Below are 25131 nucleotides of genomic sequence, written 5' to 3' on the forward strand. Positions count from 1 at the left end.
ACCTTGTTACCGCAAAAACAGCGCCACAGAAAATCGTAACACGATTCTGTGGCGCTGTTTTCATCTTATATATTTTCTCCCTTGTCAGAATCAGCCTACCTGATATACATCTGCAGACTGAAGTCCGAAGCTTAATGCCTCCTCATGGCTTCCACAGTAAATATCTACATGTCCATAAGGAGTTCCAAGATCCTCTACTGTATACACATTACCATTAATCAGAAGCTTGGTTCCAAAAGGTACCCCTGCCATTGCAACTGTACGTCCCGCTGTCGGAACTGTACCGCTGGCTGTAAGATTACCTGCTGTACCACAACACTGTGCACAGTTACAGTATGCAGTCAGTGTAAAGTTTCCAAGGTAAGTTCCCTGACTGGAAGAACCGGAATCTGAAGATGTATCGGCTGTATCTGAAGATGTATCTTCGGATGATGTGTCCTCAGAACTCTCATCTGAATAATCCGAAGAGTTTCCGGACTGTACATCGTCTTCCTCATCTTCTTCCTCTACAACAACCTCAGAACTTGTAGAACTGCTGGAAGATTCTGTAGTATCCTCATCCGGGTCATATCCGTAATCGTAATCATCCGCTGCTGTATCCTCAGAACTGGAGCTGCTGTCTGCATCGCTCTCTTCTGTATCCTGTGCGGCCTCCGACTCAGCTGCTGCTTCTGCCTCTGCCTGTCTCTTCTCCTCTGCTGCAGCTTCTGCCTGTCTTTTCTCTTCGGCTGCTTTCTCAGCTTCTGCCTGCTGTACCAGAGCAGTAATACTGCTGTCCGCATTGCTGATATCCGCCATCAGCTGCTGGGCTTCTTCCTGACTGGCACTGATCTGACTCACATAAGAGTTGATATCGCTGCTTGTACTTGCGGCCATGGACTGCACTTCCTGCTGTTTGGACGCACGCTCTGTCATCAGATTATCGATCTCTGCGGATTCTGTCTCTACCTTCTGTTCATTTTCCTGAATATTTTTCTGAAGGCTTATGTATTTATCCAGCATGTTTCTGTCGTATGTGGAAATCTGGATCGCATTCTCTGCGCGGTTCAGAAATTCTGCCAGACTCTGGGAAGAAAGCAGTGTTTCCAGTGCGGAAGTTCCGGCATTCTCATACATATATGCAATTCGAAGCTTCATGGATTCGTACTGATTTGCAGAAGCTTTTTTTGCTTTTGTAAGTTCGGTTTTTACTTTATTTAATTCTTCTTCCTTCTCGGCAGCCTGAATGCTCAGTTCTGCAATACTGTTGGTAAGATCCTCATACTGTGCGTTTAAATCGGCCAGATAGCTCTCCAGCTCCTGCTTCTTGCTCTCCAGGCTTCCGATGCTGCTCTGTACCTGCGCCAGACCCTCTTGGGCGGCCTGTTTCTGCGCCTGTGCATCTGCAATAGCAGCTTCTGTGCTGGATGCGTATACAGTGCTTCCCATGGAAAGGGTGAGCATACCTGTCAGCAGTAATGTGAAAACTTTTCTATTCTTCATATAAACACCTTTCGTCCTTTCATGGGTTATAGTATAACACATTTTTCATAAAAAGCAATAATTTTATTTTATTTCTGTAACAAATACGTAATAATTGCAATTTCTACGCAACAAAAGCCCACCAAAAAAGCTGCTGCTTTACAGATTTTCCATGTAAAACAACAGCTTTTTATTTACCTTATCCTATGCAGTCTCAATTCCCAAGTCGTCAGCTATGCGGATCTTTCTCCGCTGTCATTGCCATACACCCTTTGGCTGTATTTACTCTGCAGCCTCCATAAGAACCTCATTTTCAGCTTCCTCAGCCATTACTTCCTGATACTTGTCCAGAATAATGGTCTGAATTCGCTCTCTTGTTGCAGAATTAATGGGATGTGCGATATCACGATATTCTCCATCACTTGCCTTGCGGCTCGGCATTGCGATAAACAGACCTTTCTCTCCTTCGATTACCTTAATGTCATGTACCACAAACTCGTCATCTATAGTGACAGACACAACGGCCTTCATTTTCCCTTCTTTTGCTACCTTTCTCACACGTACATCTGTAATATTCATTGTTACTTGCCCCTTTCATTTCGCTAAACGTATCTGCGGGAATTTCTGCATTTACAATACGTAGCGCTCGTTTTTCTCCACGACGATTTTCACTTCTCCTTCTTCGCCGCAGTAATATGAATTCGCCCGGATGGTATCCCGGCTCTCAACAATGCAATTCTCAATATGTGTATTATCTCCAAGGTATACATCATTGAGAATTACAGAGTTTTTGATTACACAGTTATTGCCTACAAATACATCACGGAACAAAACAGAATTCTCTACGGTTCCGTTGATAATACATCCACTGGATATCAGGCTGTTCTTTACAGCTGCACCAGGATTATATTTTGCCGGTGGCACGTCTGCAATTTTGGTCTTGATTGCAGGTTCCTGTTTAAAGAAATAATTACGGATCTCTGGTTTCAGGAAATCCATATTTGTCTGATAATAAGCCTCTGCAGTAGAGATGTTATTCCAGTAGGTATCGATCTTATATCCATAAATTCTCTTCAGATTCTTATATCGGATGAGAATATCATTTACAAAATCATGTCTTCCCTCCTGGGCCGCACGCTCGATCAGCTCAATCAGCTGTCTTCTGCGGATGACATAGATACCTGTAGACACAGTGTTATAAGAAGAAACAATCGGTTTCTCCTCAAATTCCTCAATCCGGCAGTCTTCATTCATACGAAGAACACCAAATCTCTCAACCTGGCTCTGATCCTGGCATGTGGTACATACAACGGTAACGTCTGCACGTTTCGCAATATGATACTCCAGAACTTTATTGTAATCCAGCTTGTAGATTCCATCGCCGGAAGCAATTACAACATACGGTTCATGGCTGTTCTTAAGGAAAGTCAGATTCTGATAAATCGCATCAGCAGTTCCCTGATACCATAAACTGTTGTCTCTGGTAATGGTTGGCGTAAAAACATAAAGCCCTCCCTGCTTTCTTCCGAAATCCCACCATTTGGATGAGCTTAAATGCTCATTGAGGGAACGGGCATTATACTGTGTCAGCACAGCAACCTTCTGGATATGTGAATTCGCCATGTTACTGAGGGCAAAATCGATTGCACGGTAGCTTCCTGCAATAGGCATCGCCGCAATCGCTCTTTTGTTTGATAATTCTCTCATACGGTTATTGTTACCGCCTGCCAAAATAATACCTATCGCTCTCATTCTTTCCCACCGTCCTTTGCTGCAATTACCTGGCCAGCTGCCAGCTCTCCGTCAGGGTAGTCTTCTTTCGTTGTAACGCCTGAGATGGCGGTATTCTTACCGATCTTAACATTGTCCGGAATCACGCTGTTTTCTCCGATTGCCGCAAGGCCGAAGGAATATACGGCAGGTTTCAGAACATTCGGTGCTTCCTCACCACATCCGATTACAACGTTATTTCCCACAACAACATCCTCTGCCACAATGGCTTTATCCATAACAACATTCTCACCAACAGATGTGTTCTTCATGATGATAGAATCACGGATCACACTGCCCTTGCCAATAACAACATTCGGACCGATTACTGAATTATGTACTTCACCGTAGATTTCGGTTCCCTCACCAATGATACATTTGTCCACAACCGCATCTTCGGAAATATACTGCGGAGGAATCACATCACCCTTGGTGTAAATTCTCCAGAATTCTTCATAGAGATTAAACTCCGGAATGATATCGATCAGCTCCATATTTGCTTCCCAGTAAGAACCCAGTGTTCCGACATCTTTCCAGTAACCATTGTACTCATAGGCAAAAAGGCGCTGTCCCTTCTCCTTGCAGTACGGAAGAATATGTTTACCGAAATCACATCCGTTCTGATCTTTCAGCGCAATCAACGCTTCCTTCAGAACCGGCCATGAGAAAATATAAATACCCATAGAAGCAAGATTGCTGCTTGGATGTTCCGGTTTCTCCTCAAATTCAGTGATACGGTTACTCTCATCAGTGACCATAATACCAAAACGGCTGGCTTCCTCGATCGGAACAGGCATACATGCAATGGTAATATCTGCCTTGTTCGCCTTGTGGAAATCCAGCATCACTTCGTAATCCATCTTATAAATATGGTCACCGGAAAGAATCAGTACATAATCCGGGTTATACTGTTCCATATAAGCCAGGTTCTGATAAATCGCATTTGCAGTTCCTGTGTACCATTCGCTGCTTGTGCTCTTCTCATATGGCGGAAGAACTGTAACACCGCCTTCATTACGGTCCAGATCCCACGGAATACCAATCCCAATATGTGTATTCAGGCGAAGCGGCTGATACTGTGTCAGCACACCCACCGTATCAATTCCCGAGTTAATACAATTGCTCAGTGGAAAATCGATGATACGATATTTACCACCAAAAGCGACTGCCGGCTTTGCAACCTTTTCTGTCAAAACTCCTAACCTGCTGCCTTGCCCACCGGCCAAGAGCATGGCAATCATCTCTTTCTTAATCATGCGATCACCTCTTGTATGTTATGATTATTTAATTATAACATACTTTACTGTATTAGTGAACATTTTTTACAATTATTTTGATTGCGTTTTACTTTTTTTATCGCTATTGTATACTATAAATTGGTAAGACTTGTCATTCTTTTCATTCTTCTGGTAAATTTCAACATTTTTTGCTAATATTTTCTAGTTACTTTTACACTCCGTAGAAAACCATTTTTTATCCAAAAGTACCACTTTTCAATTGTTTCTGTTGGCGTTATAATAAAACAGACTAAAGAACCCCGAAAATAACATATATAAGGAGATTATTATGTATCAGATAGACTTTCATAAACCACTCCATATTCATTTTATCGGCATCGGCGGCATCAGTATGAGCGGCCTCGCAGAGATCCTTCTGGAAGAGGATTTTAAGATTTCCGGTTCCGATGCCAAGGCCAGTCCGCTGACCCGTACCCTGGAAGAGCGCGGTGCCGTAATTTACTACGGACAGCGTGCAGCCAACATCAAAGATGATGTGGACGTGGTTGTTTATACAGCAGCAATCCATCCGGACAACCCGGAATTCGCCTGTGCAAAAGAAAAAGGGCTTCCAATGCTCACACGTGCGGAACTTCTCGGTCAGATCATGCGTAACTACGATACACCGATCGCAATTTCCGGTACCCACGGAAAAACCACCACAACTTCCATGGTTTCCCACATCCTTCTTGAAGGCGAATGTGATCCTACCATCAGTGTAGGAGGAATCCTTCCTGCTATCCACGGAAATATCCGCGTCGGAAATTCTGAAACTTTTGTTACAGAGGCATGCGAGTATACCAACAGCTTCTTAAGCTTCTTCCCGAAAATCAGTGTCATCCTGAACATGGATGCGGACCATCTGGATTTCTTCAAGGATATTGACGATATCCGCCATTCCTTCCGGAAGTTTGCAGAACTTCTTCCTGCTGACGGCACCCTGATCATCAATGCTGACACACCGGAATATGAAACTATTACCCGTGATCTTTCATGTCATGTTCTTACTTACGGTCTTGAGCATGACGCAGATTATACAGCTGCAGATATCACCTGGGATAAATACGGACATCCTTCCTTCTCTGTTCTTTTCCAGGGCAAAAAAATCGGCAGCTATTACCTTCGTGTACCGGGCATCCACAATGTCTCCAACGCATTGGCCGCCATTGCCGTAGGACGCCTTCTGGATCTTCCGGATGATGTGATTGTCAAAGGCCTCGGAAGCTTTACAGGCACAGACCGCCGTTTCCAGTACAAGGGAGAAATCGGCGGCGTTACCATCATTGATGATTACGCACATCATCCAACAGAAATCGAAGCTACCCTTCACGCGGCGAAGAATTATCCGCATCAGAAAGTATGGTGTGTATTCCAGCCTCATACCTACACACGTACCAAGGCTCTTCTTCCTGAATTTGCAAAAGCCCTGACTCTGGCTGACCATGTTGTGCTGGCTGATATTTATGCCGCACGTGAAACAGACGATCTTGGTATTTCTTCCCAGGATCTCCAGAAACAGATCCAGGAACTTGGAACCCCCTGCGAATATTTCCCGACTTTTGATGAAATCGAGAGCTTCCTCTTAAAAAGTTGTGCACATGGTGATCTGTTGATAACTATGGGCGCCGGAGACGTTGTAAACATTGGAGAACACCTCCTCGGAAAATAGTTATCCACATTATCCACATGCTTATGCACATTCCAGACGTGCCTGGCATGTGGATTTTTTTGTGTATAACCCACTTGACATAATTCAACAGCCAATTTCAACAAATACCGCATTTTTCTTATAAAATCGAGGTTTTTGCAAGTTGCTGATAATGTTACCCTCAAAGTTTTCCACATTATCCACATTTTCCACATGTGGATTGATGCACACCCCCTGTGAAAATAAACTATTCTCAACTAAAAGTGGTTGTGCTATAATCCTGTTTAGCAAAAGCGGGCTTTTGCACCACTTAAAGAAAAAGATAAAGAAAGGGAGCTGCTGATCATGAGTCTGGTTTCGCTTCAGAATTCCTCCGAACAAGAGGTGACGATTCTTTCCAATCGTTTTATTGACAATTTTATGCCGCGTGCCAACGGAGAGTTCGTGAAGGTATATATCTATCTTCTGCGGATGGTATCTGCCGCTCCTTCTTCTTTCAGTCTGGAGCGTATGGCTGACTGCCTCTTCTGCACTGAAAGAGATATCTCCCGTGCACTGAAATACTGGGAATCTGAGAAACTGGTTTCACTGACCTATACAGCCAACCAGCAGCTTTCCGGAATTACTCTTCTGGAACCATTTGCGGACGCCGGTCATATGGAGAGCAGCGCTTCCATGGAAGCAGGTACAACTGCTGCTCAGACAACACCTGCTGCCGTTTCCGGTAATACAGATACCACCATTCCGGAATCTTCTGATTATATCCGCAGCCTTACTCCGGACCGGATTAAGGAGCTGAAACAGAAAGAAGAGATCAGCCAGCTTCTCTACATCGCCGAGCAGTACCTTGCCAAGACACTGACTCCTACGGAAATGCAGAAGATTCTTTTCTTCTATGATGAACTGCACATGTCCGCGGATCTGATTGAATATCTTGTGGAATACTGTGTTTCCAGAGGCCGCAAGAGTATGCGTTATATTGAAACTGTTGCCCTCGCCTGGGCGAAAGACGGCGTCACCACCGTTGAAATGGCCCGCGATGCCAGCTCCCGTTTTTCAAAAGATTATTATACCATTCTGAAAGCAATGGGAATCAGCGGCCGTAATCCGGTTGATAACGAAATCACTTATATTGATACCTGGCGCAAGACTTACGGTTTTGACCTGGACCTGATCCAGGAAGCCTGCAGCCGGACAGTTCTCGCTACCGGACAGCCAAGTTTCCAGTATGCAGATAAAATACTCTCGGGCTGGAAAAAGAAAAATGTACATACGTTGGAGGATATCCGTATTCTGGACGCCGAACACAAGAAGCGTCAGCTTGAGAAATCTGTTGCCCCCAAAAAGCAGCAGGCCACACAGCCCCAGAATAATAACCGTTTCAACAATTTCCACCAGCGTGATTATGATTTTGCAGAATACGAAAAACGTCTTTTAAACAACCAGTAACAGAAACTGGAAGGAGCTTTTTATGCCTTTACAGAATTTTCAGTATGATACTATAATGAGAGAATACAGCCGCCGTCAGGCACAGAACCACCGGATTCTGGAAGAACATACTGCCGAGGCTTACGGAAAAATCCCCCGTCTGAAAGAAATTGACGATGAGGTGGCAACCTTAAGCGCAGCCAAAGTACGGCGTCTCCTAAACAAGGAAGAGAAGGGCACTGCTGATCTGAGAGCTGCCATTCAGGAACTTTCCGATGAGCGTATCACTCTTCTTGTTGCCAACGGCTTCCCCGGAGATTATCTGGAAATGCCTTATACCTGTCCTGCCTGTCAGGACACCGGCTACATTGGCAGCAAAAAATGCACCTGTTTTAAAAAAGCTGAGATCGAACTGCTCTATGCACAGTCCAATCTGAACGAAATTCTGGAAAAAGAAAATTTTGACAGCTTTTCATTTGACTATTATTCTGCTACAATAAAAAACGAAGCCACGGGACTGTCTGCACTGGAAACAGCCAGACGGGCCTACGATACTGCACAGCGCTTTGTGCATGACTTCGACCATAAATTTGAAAACCTGTTTTTGTATGGCGATACCGGTGTGGGAAAAACATTTCTTTCACACTGCATCGCACGGGAGCTTCTCAGATCCACCCACTGTGTCCTGTACTTTTCAGCCTACGATCTTTTTGATATGATGGCTGCGAATTCTTTTTCCAGAAAAGATACCGGCACTGATGAGGAACTGATCTATGACTGTGATCTTCTGATCATTGATGACCTGGGAACGGAACTTACCAACAGTTTCGTATCCTCACAGCTTTTTCTCTGTCTCAATGAACGGATCATGCGTAGAAAATCTACGATCATTTCCACGAATCTGACGCTCAAGAATTTCTCGGATACCTATTCCGAGAGAACCTTTTCCCGAATTGCCAGCAACTATCAGATGATATCGCTGATCGGGAAAGACATCCGTATACAGAAAATATTTTTAGGAGGAAATTAAAATGGCACAGGTAACTACAAAAGATTTTTCCACACTCCCGGTAGGAAGACTTGGACTGATTCCCCTTCAGAGCTGCAGCTCATTAGGTGCGAAGGTGAACGATTGGCTGGTTAAATGGCGTGCCGAAAGACAGTATCCTGGAATGGATTCCTTCGCATTCGAAGGATACAAACGTGATTCTTACATCATCGATGCCAAGACTCCACGTTTCGGCTCCGGCGAGGGTAAATGTACCATCAATGAATCTGTCCGTGGCGATGATATTTACGTCATGGTAGACGTAACTAACTACAGCTTATCCTATCCGATCGGACCTTACACAAATCTTATGTCCCCGGATGATCACTTCCAGGATATGAAGCGTGTTATCGCTGCTGTAGGCGGAAAGGCCCGCAGAGTCAACGTAATCATGCCATATCTCTATGAGAGCCGCCAGGACAAACGTGTCGGAAGAGAGTCTCTTGACTGTGCCAATGCACTTCATGAGCTGATCGACATGGGTGTTGAGAATATCATCACCTTTGACGCACATGATTCCCGTGTACAGAACGCAACTCCTCTTCACGGCTTTGAGACTGTACAGCCATCTTACCAGTTTATCAAGGCTCTTCTTAAAAATGAAGAAGGACTCCACATTGACAAAGATCATTTCATGACCATCAGCCCGGACGAGGGAAGCATGAGCCGTGCAATCTATCTCGCCAACGTTCTTGGTGTTGATATGGGTATGTACTACAAACGTCTGGATTACTCAAGATATGTAAATGGCCGTCATCCGATTGCTGCATATGAGTTCCTCGGACCGAAGATTGAAGGCAAGGATATGATCCTGATCGATGATATGATTTCTTCCGGTGATACAATCCTGAAAATCGCTTCTCTCCTGAAAGAGAAAGGAGCAGGCAAGGTTTATATCTGCTCTACATTCGGTTTCTTCACAGACGGGCTTGAGAAATTTGACGATGCTTACAAGAAAGGCTACTTCGACAAACTCCTTACTACCAACCTGGTTTATCAGGCACCGGAGCTTCTTGAGAAGCCATACTACATCAGCTGTGATATGAGCAAGTACATCGCACTGATTATTGATACTCTGAATCATGATACTTCTGTCAGCCACCTTCTGAATCCGGTAGACAGAATCAAACGCTGTGTAACAAACTACATGAGCCAGTATGAGAAATAAATAATCCCAAAAAAGAAACAGCGGTTACGCTTTCTGTAATCAGTATCCTGATTGTCAGAAAGTGTAACCGCTGTTTTTTATTCATCCTCACAGAAAAAGTTTCTGATACGGAATTCCTTCTTTATCCAGAATTTCCATTTCTCTCTTGTGGCAGGTGCTTATAATCACCTGTCTGTTTTCTTTATGAAGCCACCGGAGAGCTGCCGCAAGCCGGTCTTCGTCATACATTCCAAATACATCATCCAGGATTACAGGAAACGGCTCTTCCTTGCAAAAAAGCTCTCCTGCCGCCATACGGAGTGCAAAATAAATCTGCTCCAGAGTCCCCCGGCTCAGCCGTTCAATGGAAACGGTTCTGTCACCGGTATTCACAGACATGTGAAGTTCCTCATCCATCAGAACTTCCCGGTATTTTCCACCTGTAATCTCACTTAAAATTTCTGAGGTACGGCATTTCAGGCGGCTTCCTACCTGATCGGTGATATTTCCTGAAAGTGCTTCAATCGTATCCATAGCCATATTCAGTGCCTGGATTTCCATTTCTTCCGGAGTTAATACCTCTGTATTTTCCTCACATTCCTGAAGTTCTGACTGAAGATTGGAAAGTGCCGTATATTTTTCTTCATAGTCACTGTCCAGGCTGTTGCGGTTCCAGGTCAGTTCATCATGTCTGGAAAGCCAGCGTTCTCTCTGACGTTCTCTTTTATTCAGTTCCCGGCTCAGCCGTACATGGAAAAACAAAGCTGCCACTGTAACTCCCGCTGTTGCCACACCGGCAAGGAGACTTAAAATAATCTGTCCGGAAAAAGCTGCCAGGCAGCCGGTTCCGGCAATACCGCACAGAAGAACAACCGCCAGGAATGCCCCGTTAAGCTCCCGTCTTCTTTTCACACGGTCAATTCGAAGTTCCAGAAGATCTTCCGTGCTTTTATCCCGGGTTCCCATATTCATGCCATTCTGCTGCTGTGTAATTCTGTCCCGCTTTTCATCCAGTTCTCTGATTTCCCGACGGATATATTCCATATTTGCGGAAATTTTTTCCTTTTCTTTTTCCAGGTCTTTTTTTCTGCGTGCAGATTCTGTCAGATATCCTTTTCTGGACATTTTCAGCATCTGCATGGCACGTCCCATATCCACGGAACTGTCGCCGGTTCCCTGATAGCTTGCCATGTAGTTCTGCAGTTCGCGGACGAGATCTTTTCCGGTAACGCTTTTCAGCTGCGCCACGGAAACCGTGTTATCATAAACTGCCTCACTCACATTTCCGAGAATCGTACCTAGAGCTCCCTGTTCCGCATCCACAAGACTTCCATCATCCTCGCAGAGAAGCTCCCCCAGTTTTTTTTCTTTGTAAAAATTTCTGGTAAGACGATAATTCTTTCCCTTACTTGTAAACCAAAGAATTCCGCCATATTCCGCCGGATTTTCCCAGGGTTCATATTTCGTATATGTATCATTCTGAGAGGCTTTTCCACGAAGTCTGCGAACCCCGTAAAACATGGAACGGATAAAGGTATGTGTTGTTGTTTTCCCGCTCTCATTCTCTCCGTAAAGTACATTGATCCCCGGAGAAAGTTCCATATCCTTATCCCGTATTTTACCGAAATTTTTTATTTTCAAACGTCTGATAACCATCTTCCACTATCCTCCTGCGCTTTCTGGTTATCGCCTGCTGCTTGTCTCAAGCAGTGCCTGAAGTCCATAATACAGTGCCTTTTTTTCCACAGTATCCATCCTTCCCTTGGCAAGAAAATAACCGATATAATCGCCAATCAGCGTACCGCTGTACCGTTTATAAAGATCTTCCAGATCATAGGCAGGCCAGGATTCATCTACCACCTCTGTGATATTTCCCAGACTTTTCAGTTTTTCCGGAATCAGAAGAATATCCGGCGACCGCATTCCCTGAAGGATAATCCGGTAGATATTCCTGCCGCCTCTGCGGAAAATCTGAGATTTCACAGCTTCTTCCAAGGAAATCTGCGTTGTTTCTTCATGAAGAGGCATCACCAGTTGCTGATAGGAACGGCAGGCAAACGGAACAAATTCCGTGCGGATTCTTCCGTCCACCAGACGTCCTTCCATATAGCCATGTTCTCCGGTATCATTCCTGTCTATGGGTTCCAGCGCACCTGAAAAAGCGGCCTGGTCACGAATCAGAATCTGTGGTTTATGGATATGTCCCAATGCCACATAATCGAATCCTGCCGCAGCCAGGGAAGCCGCACTTAACGGAATGTGTTTCTCATCTCCACCATGGGCAAGAAGAATATGAATTCCCTCTTCCTGAATCGGCACAGCTTTATCGTAAAGTCCCTCTTTGATTTCTCTGTCATAATAACTGAGTCCGTACACATAAACATCCAGCCTTGGATCTTTGACACAGGTCAGTTCTCTGCTTTTGAAAAAAGTCACATTGGGATTCCACTCAAATGTATTGTAAAAAGAATCCCTGCTGATAAAATCATGGTTTCCCGCCATCAGATACACTCTGGTGTCCGGAATGGTGGAAAACAGATAATTCACTTCCTTAAGCTCTCTCATAAGCGGCTGGCGGTGGAACAGATCTCCGGATATAAATAGCAAATCCACCGGATCTTCGCGGATGCCCGCAATAACCCGGCGGAAAGTGCTCCAGATTTCTTCCTCCCGCTCTTTGCTCCATGGGCAGCCCCTGTCAGGGACAGCGCCCAGATGCACGTCTGCAAGATGAATAAATCTCATAATAGTGTCTCCCTTGTGTATTCCTTACACGCAATCATTAAAGATCGCAGTTCTTTACAGTTCTCGGGAACGGAATCACATCACGGATGTTACCCATACCTGTGAGATACATAACGCATCTCTCAAATCCAAGGCCAAATCCGGAATGACGGGTAGAACCGTATTTACGAAGATCCAGATAGAAGTCATAATCTTCCGGTTTCAGTCCAAGCTCGTCCATACGTGCTTTCAGTTTACCGTAATCATCCTCTCTCTGGCTTCCTCCGATGATTTCTCCGATTCCCGGTACAAGGCAGTCCATAGCTGCAACTGTCTTGCCATCCTCATTCAGCTTCATATAGAATGCTTTGATTTCCTTTGGATAATCAGTAACAAATACCGGTCTCTTGTAAATCTGTTCTGTCAGATAGCGCTCATGCTCTGTCTGAAGATCGCATCCCCAGAATACCTTATAGTCAAATTTGTCATTGTTTTTCTCAAGAATCTCAACAGCCTCTGTGTAAGTTACATGTGCAAACTCAGAATTAAGCACATGGTTCAGTCTGTCAAGAAGTCCCTTATCTATGAAAGAATTGAAGAAATTCATCTCTTCCGGTGCGTTCTCAAGGACATAACGGATCACATATTTCAGCATAGCTTCCGCAAGCTCCATATCATCCTGAAGATCTGCAAATGCACACTCCGGCTCGATCATCCAGAACTCAGCTGCATGACGGGTTGTGTTGGAATTCTCTGCACGGAAAGTCGGTCCGAATGTGTAGATGTTACGGAATGCCTGTGCATAAGTCTCACCATTCAGCTGACCGCTTACAGTAAGGTTGGTCTCTTTTCCAAAGAAATCCTGTGAATAATCTACCTTTCCATCTTCTGTCATCGGCATGTTCGCAGGATCAAGTGTTGTTACCTGGAACATCTCTCCGGCACCTTCACAGTCACTTCCTGTGATCAGCGGTGTATGCACATAAACAAAGCCTCTCTCCTGGAAAAATTTATGGATGGCATATGCACAGAGAGAACGTACACGGAATACAGCCTGGAAAGTATTGGTTCTCGGTCTTAAATGGGTCATAGTTCTTAAATATTCAAGGCTGTGACGCTTCTTCTGCAGCGGATAATCCGGTGCGGAAGTTCCCTCTACGGATACCTCTGTTGCCTGGATCTCGAATGGCTGCTTCGCCTGCGGGGTAGCTACCAGTGTACCTTTTACAATGATGGCTGCTCCAACATTCAGTTTGGAAACTTCTGCAAAATTCTCCATATTGTCATGGTATACAATCTGAAGAGTCTCAAAAAAACTTCCATCATGAAGTACGATAAAGCCAAAAGCCTTGGAATCACGAACGCTTCGTACCCAGCCGCCTACGGTGATCTCTTTATCGAGATACTGTTCACGGTTTCTGTAAATTTCTTTCACTGTTGTCAGTTTCATAATCTATACCTCATTCCTCATATTCAGGATTACACGTCCCTGCGGACTTCCAAATGTCCGTATCGAATTAAGTATAGACTATTCTTATGGTTCGTGCAAGGAGTAATTCTCACAGGGATAAAAAATCCCGCATACCGGACAGATTCCGGTATGCGGGATCAGCTTTGCTGTCAAACCGTTAATAATAGAATGAATCAATGCTTCCTGTATTCAGATAAATCACGCAGTAATAATAGATTCTCTTGAATGTTTTGGTTGTATAATGAAGTCCGTCGTCACTGACACTGTCTTCCCCATTATAAGAAGCGTTGGTTCCGTATCCGGTTTTCATCAGTACACTGTAGGTATCAATATACTTGTAATTTGCAGAAAGTCCCGAGCGGATCTTGCTGTTAAACTCTCTGACCTGTGCCTCTGTTCGGCTTCCTTTTCCTGCTTTCGTAATCATGGTACTGTTAAGCGGATTTACAGACATGTAAAACAGTTTACAGTTTTTACTTTTCAGTGTAGATGCAATATTGGTCATATAGCTTACATAATTGCCTGCATTCGCCATATCATTTACACCAAAATTAAAGACTACCGCCACCGGAAGAGATCCTTCGGCTTTCTCAACCTCTTTAAGCAGTTTTGCATAGCCTTCACTCTGGAACCAGCTCAGGCCCTGGCCTGCACTTGCCACAAAGGAAACTCCACTGGACGATGAACTGCCGATCTGCTTATTCAGTGTTGCATACATTCCAACTGTACGGGAATCTCCTACAAAAATCACTTTGCTGTATTTCATTCCGACAGCCGGGCGTGCCATCTCATCTGCTGTAATATTTCTCTCTTTAGAGCGGTTAAATACTGTAGCATACAGGCTGGTGTTTTTGCTGACTTTCAAAAGTTCGCCTGCTTCATAATACGGAGCTGCCGCTGAGCCGGAGCGTTTAGTCTTCGACCATCCCATAAACGTATATCCTGATGCATTGGATGCGGAAGGAAGCTTCAGGTATCCGCCTTTTCCAAGCGTTACCGTCTTCCATACGGTTCCGTTTGCCTTGCAGAGATTTACACTGACTGACTGCATCTGCACTGCATAGTATTTGATGTTGCCTGCTATCTTGATCTTTGTTCCTGCTTTTTTTGCGGTGGAAGACTTGCCATTCTTGGTTGTGGCCCATCCCAGGTTTACATAACCGGTTCTGGATGGTACGGAAGGCAATGTATAATAAGTGCCCTCTTCCACACTCTTGGTAAGTTTCTTGTAGGCAGCATTGGTGCTTCCGTTTCCGAGATAAAAACTTACTGTATAGTATTTGCTCTTTCTGCGAACCGCATACAGTGTCATATCTTTTTTGACTTTTACACTTGCGCCGGCCTTATATACAACTTTGGTGCTTCCTTTCTGTGTGGTCCAGCCAAGGTTCTGATAACCGACTGCTTTCGGAACAGACGGAAGCTTAATCGTTGTGTTCAGTGTGACATTCCGTGTCAATGATGTATAGGTTTTGCTTTTACTGGTACCGGAATTGTTATTAAACTTCACAGTATAAACAAGTTTACTTGCTGATACCTTCTGCGAAGCAGCTGGCATAAGAATCAGTGCCATCGCAGCAAGTGCCAGTACAAGCCATTTTATTCGAAAGGCTTTTCCGGTTCTCTGTGTTTTTTTCATATAAATAAACTCCTCCTGAAATACATACCCAGCACCGGTGCGCCTCCGTATATTACAGAGTGTTGATAAATCTCATAAATGCATCTCTGCCCTCTGGTGTGCATTTATAAACACCGGCATCCTCCAGCACGTGAACAAATACATTGCCCACTTCTTTGCGGAGAACTTCCTGAATATTATCTTTGTCAAGTTTCTCATATTTCGGCAGAAATTCTGCAACCCATGCGGCATGTTTCTCAATCTTCTCGTTGGAAGCAATATCTTTGCCGCTTAAAATATACTCTTCCAGAAGTTCCAGTTCCTCTTTCAGACGGGCCGGAAGAACTGCCAGTCCCATAACCTCAATGAGACCGATATTTTCTTTCTTGATGTGATGATACTGTGCATGAGGATGATAAACACCAAGGGGATTCTCGTCTGTTGTAATGTTGTTTCGAAGTGTCAGATCCAGTTCAAAAGTATCTCCCACTTTACGTGCAATTGGCGTAATCGTATTGTGAGGCTCCCCATCTGTCTCTGCAAAAACAAATGCCGCTTCATCTGTATAACCTCTCCAGTTCGCCAGCACATGTGTTGCCAGATCAATCAGTCGTTTCTCATCTTTACTGCGAATACGTAAAACAGAAAGCGGCCACTTAACAATACCGGCTTCCACATCTTCATATCCCGGAATCGTCACATGTTTCTCAATCTCAGCCTTCGCCATAGCAAACGTATAATGTCCGCCCTGGAAGTGATCATGGCTCAGGATAGAACCACCAACAATCGGAAGATCTGCATTGGAACCAAGGAAATAATGCGGGAACAGCTTCACAAAATCAAACAGCTTGATAAATGTATTTCTCTCAATCTTCATCGGAGTATGTTTGCTGTTAAATACGATGCAATGTTCATTGTAGTAAACATATGGGGAATACTGGAAGCCCCATGGACTGTCATTAATCGTAATTGGAATAATTCTGTGATTCTCTCTCGCCGGATGGTTCACCCTTCCTGCATATCCTTCATTCTCCGGACAAAGCAGGCATTTCGGATAACTGCTGGACTTCACCAGTTTGGCAGCTGCGATTGCCTTTGGATCTTTTTCCGGTTTGGACAGATTGATGGTGATATCGATCTTACCATATTTGCTGTCTACTGTCCACTTCTGATCTTTTTTCACACGGTAACGTCTGATGTAGTTGCTGTCCTGGCTCAGTTTATAAAAGAAATCCGTAGCTTTTTCCGGATCTTCTTTATAAGCATCCCAGAACTCTTTCTGCACCTGCGCCGGACGTGGCATCAGACAGTTCATAAGTTTTGTATCAAAGAGATCTCTGTATACGACACTGTCCTCAATAATGCCCCTCTTTACAGCTTCATCAAGAAGCTCATTCAGAGTTTCCTCAAGGTCAATTTTAGCATATTCTGTCTCCGGTTCTGTATATTCGCTTTCACCGAAGGCATCCAGAAGAAGATTTGTTGCATAGATTCTTTCACATTCCGGTGTAATACCACTCTCCACTCCATATTGCACCAGTTTTTTGATACTTTCACTTAACATTGCATTTTCCCCTTTCCTGTCGCGCTTTTTCCGGAAAACGGGTGTATGTTTCACCACGTTTTCCGATTTATGCCAAACGGGATTTCCCGTATGCCATTCTGCTGTAACCCCAGGGCCTCTGTCCGGCCATTTTTTATATTACTCGGTAATATTTTCTATATAAGTAAGAAATACATTTCCCGCACTTTCAAACAGTGCTGTACTGTCATTCAGTCCATATGGCGCTGTCTGTCCTGTAGACGGATCATAAAGATACGTATTGTATTCATCATACCCTACAATCACCACACTGGAATTTTCTCCTGTTTTGGCAATTACAGGCCTCTGGGCACTTACCTCATAAAGAACACTGTCAAGACTGCAGCCAGTCAGGTCAATCACGGTTCCGGCATCTCCCAGGCCATCCTGAAGCTCTTTCTTTTTCCAGTTGGCTGTACGTATGATTTCCGGTACATCCTCTATATTCAGCTGCATCTTTGTCTTCTTATTTCCACGTTCCCATACGTACTGCTGGGCACGGTTAAGAACAACTCCGGTCCGGTCATCTGCACGTTTTACAGCAGCCGCAGGATCTGTATAGATCCGGTCAAGCGCACCATATGCATAGACATAGTAGAGTTCTCCCTGTGGAACTGTAGTGTCCAGTGTTACCGGTGAATCCTCTGTACTTTCAATTTTTGAATAAACAAGCAGCGGATTATCGGTTTCCGGTTTCTGATTCATGGTCAGACGAATCATGGTTCCGGCACGGTTTGTAGTAATCAGAGCTACATCCACCTGACTTCCGGATGCTTTTTTGTTATTCATGATATTATCTTTTTTCTGAACAGCATAGGCATTTCCGGATTTGGCAGAAAGCTCAAACTCCATCATGGTACTGCCGACAGTTACATTTGTGATATAAAGTCCGTCCTGATGGTATTCTTTCTTTACCTTGCCTTTAAAACTTTCAATGCGGAAAGTACTGAGGCCTTCTGTCTCATGTCCGTTGGCATCGGTAAGGATGTCCGCATCCGAAAGAATTCCATATACAAGATCTTCATTCATAAATCCCAGAACCCGCAGTTTCTGCCCATTCTCCGGGCAAAGATCTCTTGTTTTCAGTGAATCAAATTCAATCTCCCTGATTTTCCCCTGGTCATCTCCGGAGGTAATCAGCCATGCGGCATGTGCCTTGGTATCGGAAACCACAAAATGATTCTGTTTGATACCTTCTTCCAGAACCTCTGAAGTTCCCGTCTCAATATCTACCTGATAAAGTTTCTGGGCAAAAAGCAGAAACAGCTGATTATTTTTGTTTACATAAGTAAGCGTACCAAGATCTTCTTTCAGAAACTCGTAAGATTCCGTGCTTGGTATGAAAACTTTTTCTTCTACCACATTCCGGTCGCTGTTGTAATGATAGACACAGACACCGCTGTATCCTTCATGAACACCGCGGTTCATATAACCATATAATACAAAATCCACATCTCCATTATCAGCCACACGAATGATCTTGATATCGTGCTCGTTTCGCACATATCGCGAATCATTCTCTTCATCCTTGCGGAAACTGAAGATTCTTGTAATCTTACCACTTGACGGTGCATAAGACCAGAGATCTCCATCCTGTTCAAAAACAGCAATTTTTCCATCGCCGTTTACTGCATAGGTGACATTTTTGTCCCGGATTCCAAGAAGAAGGCCTGCATCCGAAACAACTGTCTGAGATGGATCAAAAACTTTTGTTGCAGACCGTTTGAAATCAAGAAGCATGATTCTTGTTTCTGTGTAACGCATACGGTAAAATTCCGTAACATCATAAATTTCGGTTTTATCCTCATCATTCTGTGCGGAAATCTGATAATTCAGTGTAATACTTGCGGTCGTCTCATTGATATCATCAATCAGCGGAACGCCTTCCATATAGAGTTTCGGAGAAAGTGAACCCCAGCTGATGTTGGACAGTCCTGAGTTAATCGTAATATTATTAAAATTCGTTCCACTGGATGTATCTTCCGCTTCCAGGTAACCGGCCAGGGTATCTGCCTGTTCCTTATCAAGACATTTAACAGAAAAATCTTTTACAAACTGAAGATACTCCTCTGTGTTCAACTGCGTTCTAGAAACCACCCTGGTATAGTAATAAACTTCTCCCTCATTGGTATCCAGTGTAATCTGCATGGAATATTCCTGGTTCATGCGAAGATCGCTTCCTATTTCGATCTCCGTACTCAGATATCCATTTTCTTCTTTTGTAAGATTCTTGATCTTACGGTTCTCCATAACCTTGCTTCCATCTGAAGTCCGTACTTCATAAGCAAGTCCTGTTACTGTATCTGAATATGGATTGATTTCAAAAGTCACCTTTTTGGTTGTATCCAACGGTGTAATACTGCCACGCATAAAATCTGTCTGCATCTGCTGCTTATAGCCATACATTTTATTCGCCTGCGTGCTTCCAATTTTTACCATTACTTCCGGAAGCGTGGCATCATTCATATCAGAACGGTTATCCGTAGACTGACTGTTCATCAGAAGTGACGTACCTGCCACAACTGCCACAAAAATCACCAGCAGTATTGCTCCCTTGCGTAGGATTTTTTTCATGTCACTCTCCCTTCTGTGAGGCTGACTCATCCGGATAGAGGAGCCTGTCCAGTGTAGGATTCACGTGAAGAGCTTTCATGGAGTCCGCAAAACTGTCCCTGCTCTTTTTCTTTCCGGTTTTTACTGCACGGATCAGAATGTTCTTCGGTGTGTGTTCCATATCAATAAATTCAAGCAGCTGCGTATCATATCCCTTACTTTCCAGCAATTCGGCACGCAGACCGTCTGTAATCAGTGCCGCCATACGCTCTTTCAGAATCCCATATCGCATAATCGGCTGTAAAGTTTCATTTCTGATCTGACGGTTCAGTTCATGCTGGCAGCACGGAACCGAGAGAATTACCTGTGCCCCCCATTCCACCGCCTTCGCAAGGGCAAAATCTGTAGCTGTGTCGCAGGCATGAAGCGTCACCACCATATCTACAGAAGAAACGCCCTCATATCCGGCGATATCTCCCTGATAAAAATGCAGCTTGTCGTAACCGTAAGATCTGGCAAGTTCACTGCAGTGACGGATCACATCTTCTTTCAGATCCAGACCTATGATATTTACATCGAATCCCTCCAGCTCCCGCAGATAGTAGTACATCGCAAATGTCAGATAGGACTTTCCGCATCCAAAATCCAGAATCGTAATCTCTCTGTCTTTTGGAAGTTTCGGAAGAATATCCCGGATAAACTCCAGAAAACGGTTAATCTGTCTAAACTTATCATATCGGGAAGCAACAATTTTCCCGTCTTTTGTCATAACACCCAGATCTACCAGAAACGGAGCTGCCGTTCCTTCCTTGAGAATATACTGTTTTACCCGGTTGTGGGGCGCAATCTTTACCTTCTCATTCTGTGTGGTTTCATGATGTTTGGTTTTGATGGTTGCCTTTCCTTTTTTGCTGATAAGAACGCTTCCATCCTGACTGCGTCCGGTTACCTGAAGCTGTCGGAATTCCTCCATGGCATGTTCCAGATAAGTAATCATCTCTTCTCTTGAATAATTCTTATGATAAACCTTCGGCCCCTCAGTCATGGACGCCTGGTAAAAAATCTTTCCTTTCAGCTCCACAGGACGAAGCTTCACCTTGGAAGGTCCCTCGCCGGTCCTGCGGCCGCTGACAACAGCCTGAATCAGCTGTTCATTAATCTGTTCTTCTAAAAATTCCCTTATTGTTTTCATCATACTTCCATTATATTCATTTTTTGTTTTATTGTATATGGACAGATGTTGGACGAACCTGTCATTGATTCTGTCCTCATCCAGGGGTAAGCGTATTTTCAACGTGGAAAATACGACCTGCATCTCCGTCTTCTGCATCTTCTTCTGGAAATCTCCTGATATACCAGTACTTCAATCAGATCATCCAGAAAACCTCCCGGCATTTCCTGTGCACTGGTATCTGCTGCCATTTCCTCTTTTATCTGGCTGCATATATGATAAAGCATGAAACGATCCGGATATTCATCATAAAGACGGCTGCCTTCATAATCCAGAAGCTGACACTGTGCTTCCGCCTTCTCCTGAATCTTTCTGGCTGTATCCGGATAGTAGGATCTCATCAGATCAAATTCTCTCTCCTGCTCCCGCTCTTCATTATAAAAAACAGGATTCCCCTGTGCAGCATAAAACGGATAAAAATCTCGATAAAGCATAACAGTCCTTATGTCCTCTCTCTGCTATCTCTTCCAGTATATGCAGCAGAAATACGACGGTTCCCGTTCTGCCTGTAAAGCGGATATCCCTATTATGCCATCTGTTTCAGCATTCCCTGTGTCAGGCGGACACTATGCTCAATGGCAAGTTTCTCAAATGCAGGATAATCCATATTTGCACTGTTGTCTGCCTTATCGGAAATTGCACGGATAATCAGAAACGGTACCCCGTTAAGGGCTGCTGCCTGTCCAATTGCCGCACCCTCCATCTCAACTGCATATGCACCAAATTCTTTTACAATGGCATCCTTCACGCCCTGATCACATACAAACTGGTCTCCGGAAGCAATTCTTCCCTCAAAAACCTGAATTTCCGGATTTACTTCCTCACATACATTGTGAGCAATTTTACGCAGGCACTCATCTGCCTGGAAGGAAAATTCCTTCATCTGCGGAATCTGTCCCTTCGGATATCCAAATCCTGTTGCATCCATATCATGATGAAGAACATCTGTGGAAAGTACGATATCTCCGATATTGATATCATTATTCAGGCTGCCTGCAATACCGGTATTGATTACAGCCTCCACCTGAAAAAGATCCACCAGAATCTGGGTACACATTCCCGCGTTTACCTTACCGATTCCGGACTGTACTACTACTACTTTCTTTCCTTCCAGAATTCCTTCATAGAAATCCATGCCAGCTCTTGTTGTAATGGAAACATTCTTCATAACTTCTTTCAGTCTTGCAACTTCCTGCTCCATTGCACCTATAATTCCAACACATTTCATAATCTGTAAATCCTCTCTTTCAATATAGTATCCCTCTGAGTTTCTGTTTTTTCTGCCCAGAAGTGCTTTTTCTTTTTCTACAACGTTCATTATAACAAATTTTATTTTTTATGGAAACTTTTTTTGAGAGATGATATAATCGGAAGATACAGAAAGTCACTGCTCACTTTGTGAACAGCAAATAATTATAAGGAGGTACCATTCATGGTTTATAAGACAAAAGGTGTCTGTGCTCAGGGAATTGAGTTCGAGATCGACGATAATAAGAAAGTTCACAACATCAAATTCACAGGTGGATGTTCCGGAAATACTCAGGGCGTTGCCCATCTTGCAGAAGGAATGGACGCAGATGAAGTAATCAGCCGTCTGGAAGGAATCCGCTGTGGATTCAAACCTACTTCATGTCCGGATCAGCTGGCAAAAGCTATCCGTCAGGCACTGAACGAAGGCTGATCTGCCAATCAGAGATTCTGTTAAATCATCACCCTGCGAAGATTTTCCGCAGGGTGATTTTTTTCTGTCAGATATCCGTTCTGTCCCATTTATCACACAGTGACTGAATATCTCTTGCAAAACGATCCAGATCTTTGTTCGGGCAGCCTTCATTCTTCCGGATTATGGTCATCAGGCGGCGTCCCATGGCCAGAAGTTTCTCGTATGCACGTGCAGCTTTGGTTGTCTTCGGTGAAGCGGTTGCTTTTACAACCCGGACTCCCACTGCTTCATGGATACATTTATTCTCCAGAAGGTCATATTCCGTTCCGCTGAACGGTGCTGTGGCATCATATCCCAGTTCTTCTCTCAGTCTCTGTGCAAAAACCTCTGTTACCGTATCGTCTCCATGTGTGACAAACACGTGCTTCGGTTTCGTCTCAAATGCCTTCGCCCAGTCCAGAAGCCCGTTTACATCCGCATGGCCGCTGATTCCGGGCATCCTGCAGATTTCCGCTGCTACCTGCACAGTCTCACCAAACAGTTTCATCTCTGTGGCACCTTCCAGCAAAGCCCGGCCAGGTGTTCCAATTGCCTGGTATCCTACAAAAAGTACTGTATTTCTCGGATCCCACAGATTGTGTTTCAGATGATGCTTGATACGTCCTGCATCGCACATACCGCTGGCGGAAATAATCACCTTGCAGTCTTCATCAAAATTGATGGCTCTGGAATCATCCGTAGTAACCGATGTCTTCAGGCCCTGGAAAGACAGCGGATTAATCCCCTTCTTTAAAAGATCCATCGCTTCCTCATCGTAGCAGGTGTAGGCATTCTCACTGAAAATCGTAGTTGCCTCATTGGCAAGAGGACTGTCTACATATACGGTAAATCCGTCGTGTCCGTGGACCAGCCCCATCTCCTTGATCTGACGAATAAAATACAACATCTCCTGGGTACGGCCTACTGCAAAGGACGGAATTACCAGATTACCTCCTCTGTCAAAGGTTCTCTGGATAATCTCAGCCAGCATAGCCGGATAGTCCGGCCTCTCTCCGTGACTTCTGTCTCCATAGGTAGATTCCATAACAACATAATCTGCCTCTTTAATATATACCGGATCCTTAATCAGCGGCTGATTAAGATTACCGATATCACCGGAAAATACGATTTTTTCCTTTTTATCATCCTCGGTGAGCCAGATCTCAATGCTGCTGGAACCAAGAAGATGTCCTGCATCTACAAAACGTACCTCTATTCCTTCTGCAGGTTTAATAATCTTATCGTACGGACATCTGACAAAATTCCGAAGCACTCCCATGGCATCTTCCATAGTATAAGCAGGTACAAATTCCGGCTTGCCTTCTCTGCGGCCCTTACGGTTTCTCCATTCTGCCTCAAACATCTGGATGTGTGCACTGTCACGAAGCATAATATCACAGAGATTGCAGGTTGCCTCTGTTGCGTAGATCGGTCCCTGATAACCCTTGGCATACAAAGCGGGAAGATTTCCTGAATGATCCATATGTGCATGCGTCAGAAGCACAAAATCCAGATCACCTGGAGCTACTGGCAATTCCTTATTTTCGTAGTAGTCCGGTCCCTGTTCCATTCCATAATCTACCAGGAACTTCCGGCCCGCTGCTTCCAGATAATAACAGCTTCCGGTCACCTCATGCGTTGCGCCGATAAATGTTATCTTCATGCATAAGCCCCCTTTTCCGTCCGATGTTTCAAAAGTTTTAACAGAATTAACAGACATTCTGTTTAGAAACAGTTTGTTATTGTATTTATTATACACGAAATATTTTGGTTTTGACAGTCTTTTTGTGGAATATATTGAATTTTAAGAATTGATTTTTGAGATGATCTTTTGACTTTTCAGAATATTTTAGAATTTTTGAATTCTCCCCGGCGAAGGTAATGTAAGTTTACTGGATTTTTGTTTTTTTAAGGGGATGAACATCGCCGGGGAGAGAATTTTGGATTTTTCTTATTTGATGATTGTTATTTTACCAGAATACCTTTGGTTAAGGTTGATACAGATTCTTTGCTTCCGTCTTTTGCTGCGTGATAGCCACGTACACGATAGTAATAGCCACTTGGTACGATTACTGTTAAGTTTTTAGCAAGATTGGTGGCCTTGGATGCTGTAAATTCCCACTTTTTATAAGTAGAATAGGTTCCATCTACTTTTCGCTCCAGTGTTAATGTCAGATAAACTGTACTGCAAACATGATGGCACTGTGTAATTCCTGAAATAGCCACTTTATTGCTGGCTAATTTATTAATAGCTGTAGTTCCAAAATTCAGATTATTTCCACGTAACATGCTATACGTTGTATCTTCAGCAAAATCTTCATCTGTTTCCAGATCACTATCTGCTATTTCTGCCGCTGAAGCAGTAACTACACTTATACTCCCAAGACATAATGCTAAAAATAAGATTCCGAGCACTCTTTTCATTTTTCTTATCATACTTGCTCCCTCCACTCCCGTAACTTCCATTACAT

At 44.0% G+C, this 25131-nt stretch carries 20 protein-coding genes; 5 read left to right on the forward strand and 15 right to left on the reverse strand.

The window, feature by feature from the left end; genetic code table 11:
• Window positions 1–90 precede the first annotated feature (90 nt).
• The 4 genes from KQI39_RS02195 to KQI39_RS02210 all read right to left on the reverse strand — a co-directional run bounded on the left by KQI39_RS02195 (window position 91) and on the right by KQI39_RS02210 (window position 4487).
• Window positions 91–1482 (reverse strand): PcsB-like coiled-coil domain-containing protein, encoded by a 1392-nt coding sequence (locus KQI39_RS02195; RefSeq protein ID WP_216416129.1) that lies wholly within the window; start codon window positions 1480–1482, stop codon window positions 91–93.
• Window positions 1483–1743: 261 nt separating this feature from the next.
• A complete protein-coding gene (gene spoVG, locus KQI39_RS02200) occupies window positions 1744–2040 on the reverse strand; it encodes a septation regulator SpoVG (protein WP_148445888.1) in 297 nt (98 codons plus the stop codon).
• Window positions 2041–2091: 51 nt separating this feature from the next.
• Window positions 2092–3213, reverse strand: a complete 1122-nt coding sequence (glgD, locus tag KQI39_RS02205) for a glucose-1-phosphate adenylyltransferase subunit GlgD (RefSeq protein WP_148445890.1) — start codon at window positions 3211–3213, stop codon at window positions 2092–2094.
• The gene (locus tag KQI39_RS02210; RefSeq protein WP_148445892.1) at window positions 3210–4487 is read right to left on the reverse strand and encodes a glucose-1-phosphate adenylyltransferase; all 1278 of its coding nucleotides are present in this window, start codon (window positions 4485–4487) and stop codon (window positions 3210–3212) included. Before KQI39_RS02210 ends, glgD begins: the two co-directional genes overlap by 4 nt.
• Before the next feature lie 310 nt (window positions 4488–4797).
• Between KQI39_RS02210 and murC the strand changes: the two genes are divergently transcribed.
• The 4 genes from murC (at window position 4798) to KQI39_RS02230 (ending at window position 9800) form a co-directional block, all read left to right on the forward strand.
• Complete coding sequence (gene murC / locus KQI39_RS02215; protein ID WP_216416131.1) at window positions 4798–6177, forward strand: UDP-N-acetylmuramate--L-alanine ligase; 1380 nt, start codon at window positions 4798–4800, stop codon at window positions 6175–6177.
• Window positions 6178–6501: 324 nt separating this feature from the next.
• Window positions 6502–7605 (forward strand): DnaD domain protein, encoded by a 1104-nt coding sequence (locus KQI39_RS02220; RefSeq protein WP_173762345.1) that lies wholly within the window; start codon window positions 6502–6504, stop codon window positions 7603–7605.
• A gap of 22 nt (window positions 7606–7627) precedes the next feature.
• On the forward strand, window positions 7628–8614 hold the full coding sequence (locus tag KQI39_RS02225) for an ATP-binding protein (RefSeq protein ID WP_216416133.1): 987 nt from the start codon (window positions 7628–7630) through the stop codon (window positions 8612–8614).
• A 1-nt stretch (window position 8615) separates the two neighbouring features.
• Window positions 8616–9800 carry a ribose-phosphate pyrophosphokinase gene (locus KQI39_RS02230; protein ID WP_148445899.1) on the forward strand — a complete coding sequence of 395 codons (1185 nt, stop codon included), beginning with the start codon at window positions 8616–8618 and terminating at the stop codon, window positions 9798–9800.
• A gap of 87 nt (window positions 9801–9887) precedes the next feature.
• Here the strand turns inward: KQI39_RS02230 and KQI39_RS02235 are convergent, their stop codons facing one another.
• From KQI39_RS02235 to KQI39_RS02275, 9 genes are all read right to left on the reverse strand, one after another.
• The gene (locus KQI39_RS02235) at window positions 9888–11435 is read right to left on the reverse strand and encodes an ATP-binding protein (protein ID WP_216416135.1); all 1548 of its coding nucleotides are present in this window, start codon (window positions 11433–11435) and stop codon (window positions 9888–9890) included.
• Between the two features lie 27 nt (window positions 11436–11462).
• On the reverse strand, window positions 11463–12524 hold the full coding sequence (locus tag KQI39_RS02240; protein ID WP_148445902.1) for a metallophosphoesterase family protein: 1062 nt from the start codon (window positions 12522–12524) through the stop codon (window positions 11463–11465).
• Between the two features lie 37 nt (window positions 12525–12561).
• Window positions 12562–13953, reverse strand: coding sequence for an asparagine--tRNA ligase (gene asnS, locus KQI39_RS02245; RefSeq protein WP_173762349.1), 1392 nt, complete (start codon window positions 13951–13953; stop codon window positions 12562–12564).
• Window positions 13954–14131: 178 nt separating this feature from the next.
• Entirely contained in the window at window positions 14132–15613 is a 1482-nt protein-coding gene (locus KQI39_RS02250; RefSeq protein WP_216416137.1) for an InlB B-repeat-containing protein, read from the reverse strand.
• A gap of 52 nt (window positions 15614–15665) precedes the next feature.
• Complete coding sequence (gene galT, locus KQI39_RS02255; protein ID WP_216416139.1) at window positions 15666–17156, reverse strand: UDP-glucose--hexose-1-phosphate uridylyltransferase; 1491 nt, start codon at window positions 17154–17156, stop codon at window positions 15666–15668.
• A 138-nt stretch (window positions 17157–17294) separates the two neighbouring features.
• Entirely contained in the window at window positions 17295–19748 is a 2454-nt protein-coding gene (locus KQI39_RS02260) for a C39 family peptidase (RefSeq protein WP_216416141.1), read from the reverse strand.
• A gap of 1 nt (window position 19749) precedes the next feature.
• Complete coding sequence (locus KQI39_RS02265; protein WP_216416463.1) at window positions 19750–20919, reverse strand: class I SAM-dependent methyltransferase; 1170 nt, start codon at window positions 20917–20919, stop codon at window positions 19750–19752.
• 98 nt (window positions 20920–21017) lie between these two features.
• On the reverse strand, window positions 21018–21392 hold the full coding sequence (locus KQI39_RS02270) for a hypothetical protein (protein WP_148445912.1): 375 nt from the start codon (window positions 21390–21392) through the stop codon (window positions 21018–21020).
• Window positions 21393–21484: 92 nt separating this feature from the next.
• Complete coding sequence (locus tag KQI39_RS02275; protein ID WP_216416144.1) at window positions 21485–22186, reverse strand: 5'-methylthioadenosine/adenosylhomocysteine nucleosidase; 702 nt, start codon at window positions 22184–22186, stop codon at window positions 21485–21487.
• Window positions 22187–22390: 204 nt separating this feature from the next.
• On the opposite strand from KQI39_RS02275, the gene KQI39_RS02280 reads away from it, so the two are divergent.
• The gene (locus KQI39_RS02280; protein WP_173762352.1) at window positions 22391–22639 is read left to right on the forward strand and encodes a TIGR03905 family TSCPD domain-containing protein; all 249 of its coding nucleotides are present in this window, start codon (window positions 22391–22393) and stop codon (window positions 22637–22639) included.
• Window positions 22640–22706: 67 nt separating this feature from the next.
• Here KQI39_RS02280 and KQI39_RS02285 read toward each other — a convergent pair whose 3' ends face one another.
• On the reverse strand, window positions 22707–24323 hold the full coding sequence (locus tag KQI39_RS02285; protein WP_216416147.1) for an MBL fold metallo-hydrolase RNA specificity domain-containing protein: 1617 nt from the start codon (window positions 24321–24323) through the stop codon (window positions 22707–22709).
• A 302-nt stretch (window positions 24324–24625) separates the two neighbouring features.
• A complete protein-coding gene (locus KQI39_RS02290; protein WP_253293033.1) occupies window positions 24626–25096 on the reverse strand; it encodes a DUF6147 family protein in 471 nt (156 codons plus the stop codon).
• Window positions 25097–25131 lie beyond the last annotated feature (35 nt).

The organism is Blautia sp. MSJ-36, from assembly GCF_018917985.1.
GTDB lineage: Bacteria > Bacillota > Clostridia > Lachnospirales > Lachnospiraceae > Blautia_A.

Excerpts from the sequence above, each read along its gene's own strand:
- asnS (WP_173762349.1), bottom strand. The coding sequence starts at position 13,953 with ATGAAACTGACAACAGTGAAAGAAATTTACAGAAACCGTGAACAGTAT.
- KQI39_RS02260 (WP_216416141.1), bottom strand. The coding sequence starts at position 19,748 with ATGAAAAAAATCCTACGCAAGGGAGCAATACTGCTGGTGATTTTTGTG.
- KQI39_RS02285 (WP_216416147.1), bottom strand. The coding sequence starts at position 24,323 with ATGAAGATAACATTTATCGGCGCAACGCATGAGGTGACCGGAAGCTGT.
- KQI39_RS02220 (WP_173762345.1), top strand. The coding sequence starts at position 6,502 with ATGAGTCTGGTTTCGCTTCAGAATTCCTCCGAACAAGAGGTGACGATT.
- KQI39_RS02240 (WP_148445902.1), bottom strand. The coding sequence starts at position 12,524 with ATGAGATTTATTCATCTTGCAGACGTGCATCTGGGCGCTGTCCCTGAC.
- KQI39_RS02280 (WP_173762352.1), top strand. The coding sequence starts at position 22,391 with ATGGTTTATAAGACAAAAGGTGTCTGTGCTCAGGGAATTGAGTTCGAG.
- murC (WP_216416131.1), top strand. The coding sequence starts at position 4,798 with ATGTATCAGATAGACTTTCATAAACCACTCCATATTCATTTTATCGGC.
- KQI39_RS02290 (WP_253293033.1), bottom strand. The coding sequence starts at position 25,096 with ATGATAAGAAAAATGAAAAGAGTGCTCGGAATCTTATTTTTAGCATTA.
- spoVG (WP_148445888.1), bottom strand. The coding sequence starts at position 2,040 with ATGAATATTACAGATGTACGTGTGAGAAAGGTAGCAAAAGAAGGGAAA.
- KQI39_RS02270 (WP_148445912.1), bottom strand. The coding sequence starts at position 21,392 with ATGCTTTATCGAGATTTTTATCCGTTTTATGCTGCACAGGGGAATCCT.
- galT (WP_216416139.1), bottom strand. The coding sequence starts at position 17,156 with ATGTTAAGTGAAAGTATCAAAAAACTGGTGCAATATGGAGTGGAGAGT.
- KQI39_RS02250 (WP_216416137.1), bottom strand. The coding sequence starts at position 15,613 with ATGAAAAAAACACAGAGAACCGGAAAAGCCTTTCGAATAAAATGGCTT.
- KQI39_RS02225 (WP_216416133.1), top strand. The coding sequence starts at position 7,628 with ATGCCTTTACAGAATTTTCAGTATGATACTATAATGAGAGAATACAGC.
- glgD (WP_148445890.1), bottom strand. The coding sequence starts at position 3,213 with ATGAGAGCGATAGGTATTATTTTGGCAGGCGGTAACAATAACCGTATG.
- KQI39_RS02210 (WP_148445892.1), bottom strand. The coding sequence starts at position 4,487 with ATGATTAAGAAAGAGATGATTGCCATGCTCTTGGCCGGTGGGCAAGGC.
- KQI39_RS02265 (WP_216416463.1), bottom strand. The coding sequence starts at position 20,919 with ATGAAAACAATAAGGGAATTTTTAGAAGAACAGATTAATGAACAGCTG.
- KQI39_RS02230 (WP_148445899.1), top strand. The coding sequence starts at position 8,616 with ATGGCACAGGTAACTACAAAAGATTTTTCCACACTCCCGGTAGGAAGA.
- KQI39_RS02275 (WP_216416144.1), bottom strand. The coding sequence starts at position 22,186 with ATGAAATGTGTTGGAATTATAGGTGCAATGGAGCAGGAAGTTGCAAGA.
- KQI39_RS02235 (WP_216416135.1), bottom strand. The coding sequence starts at position 11,435 with ATGGTTATCAGACGTTTGAAAATAAAAAATTTCGGTAAAATACGGGAT.
- KQI39_RS02195 (WP_216416129.1), bottom strand. The coding sequence starts at position 1,482 with ATGAAGAATAGAAAAGTTTTCACATTACTGCTGACAGGTATGCTCACC.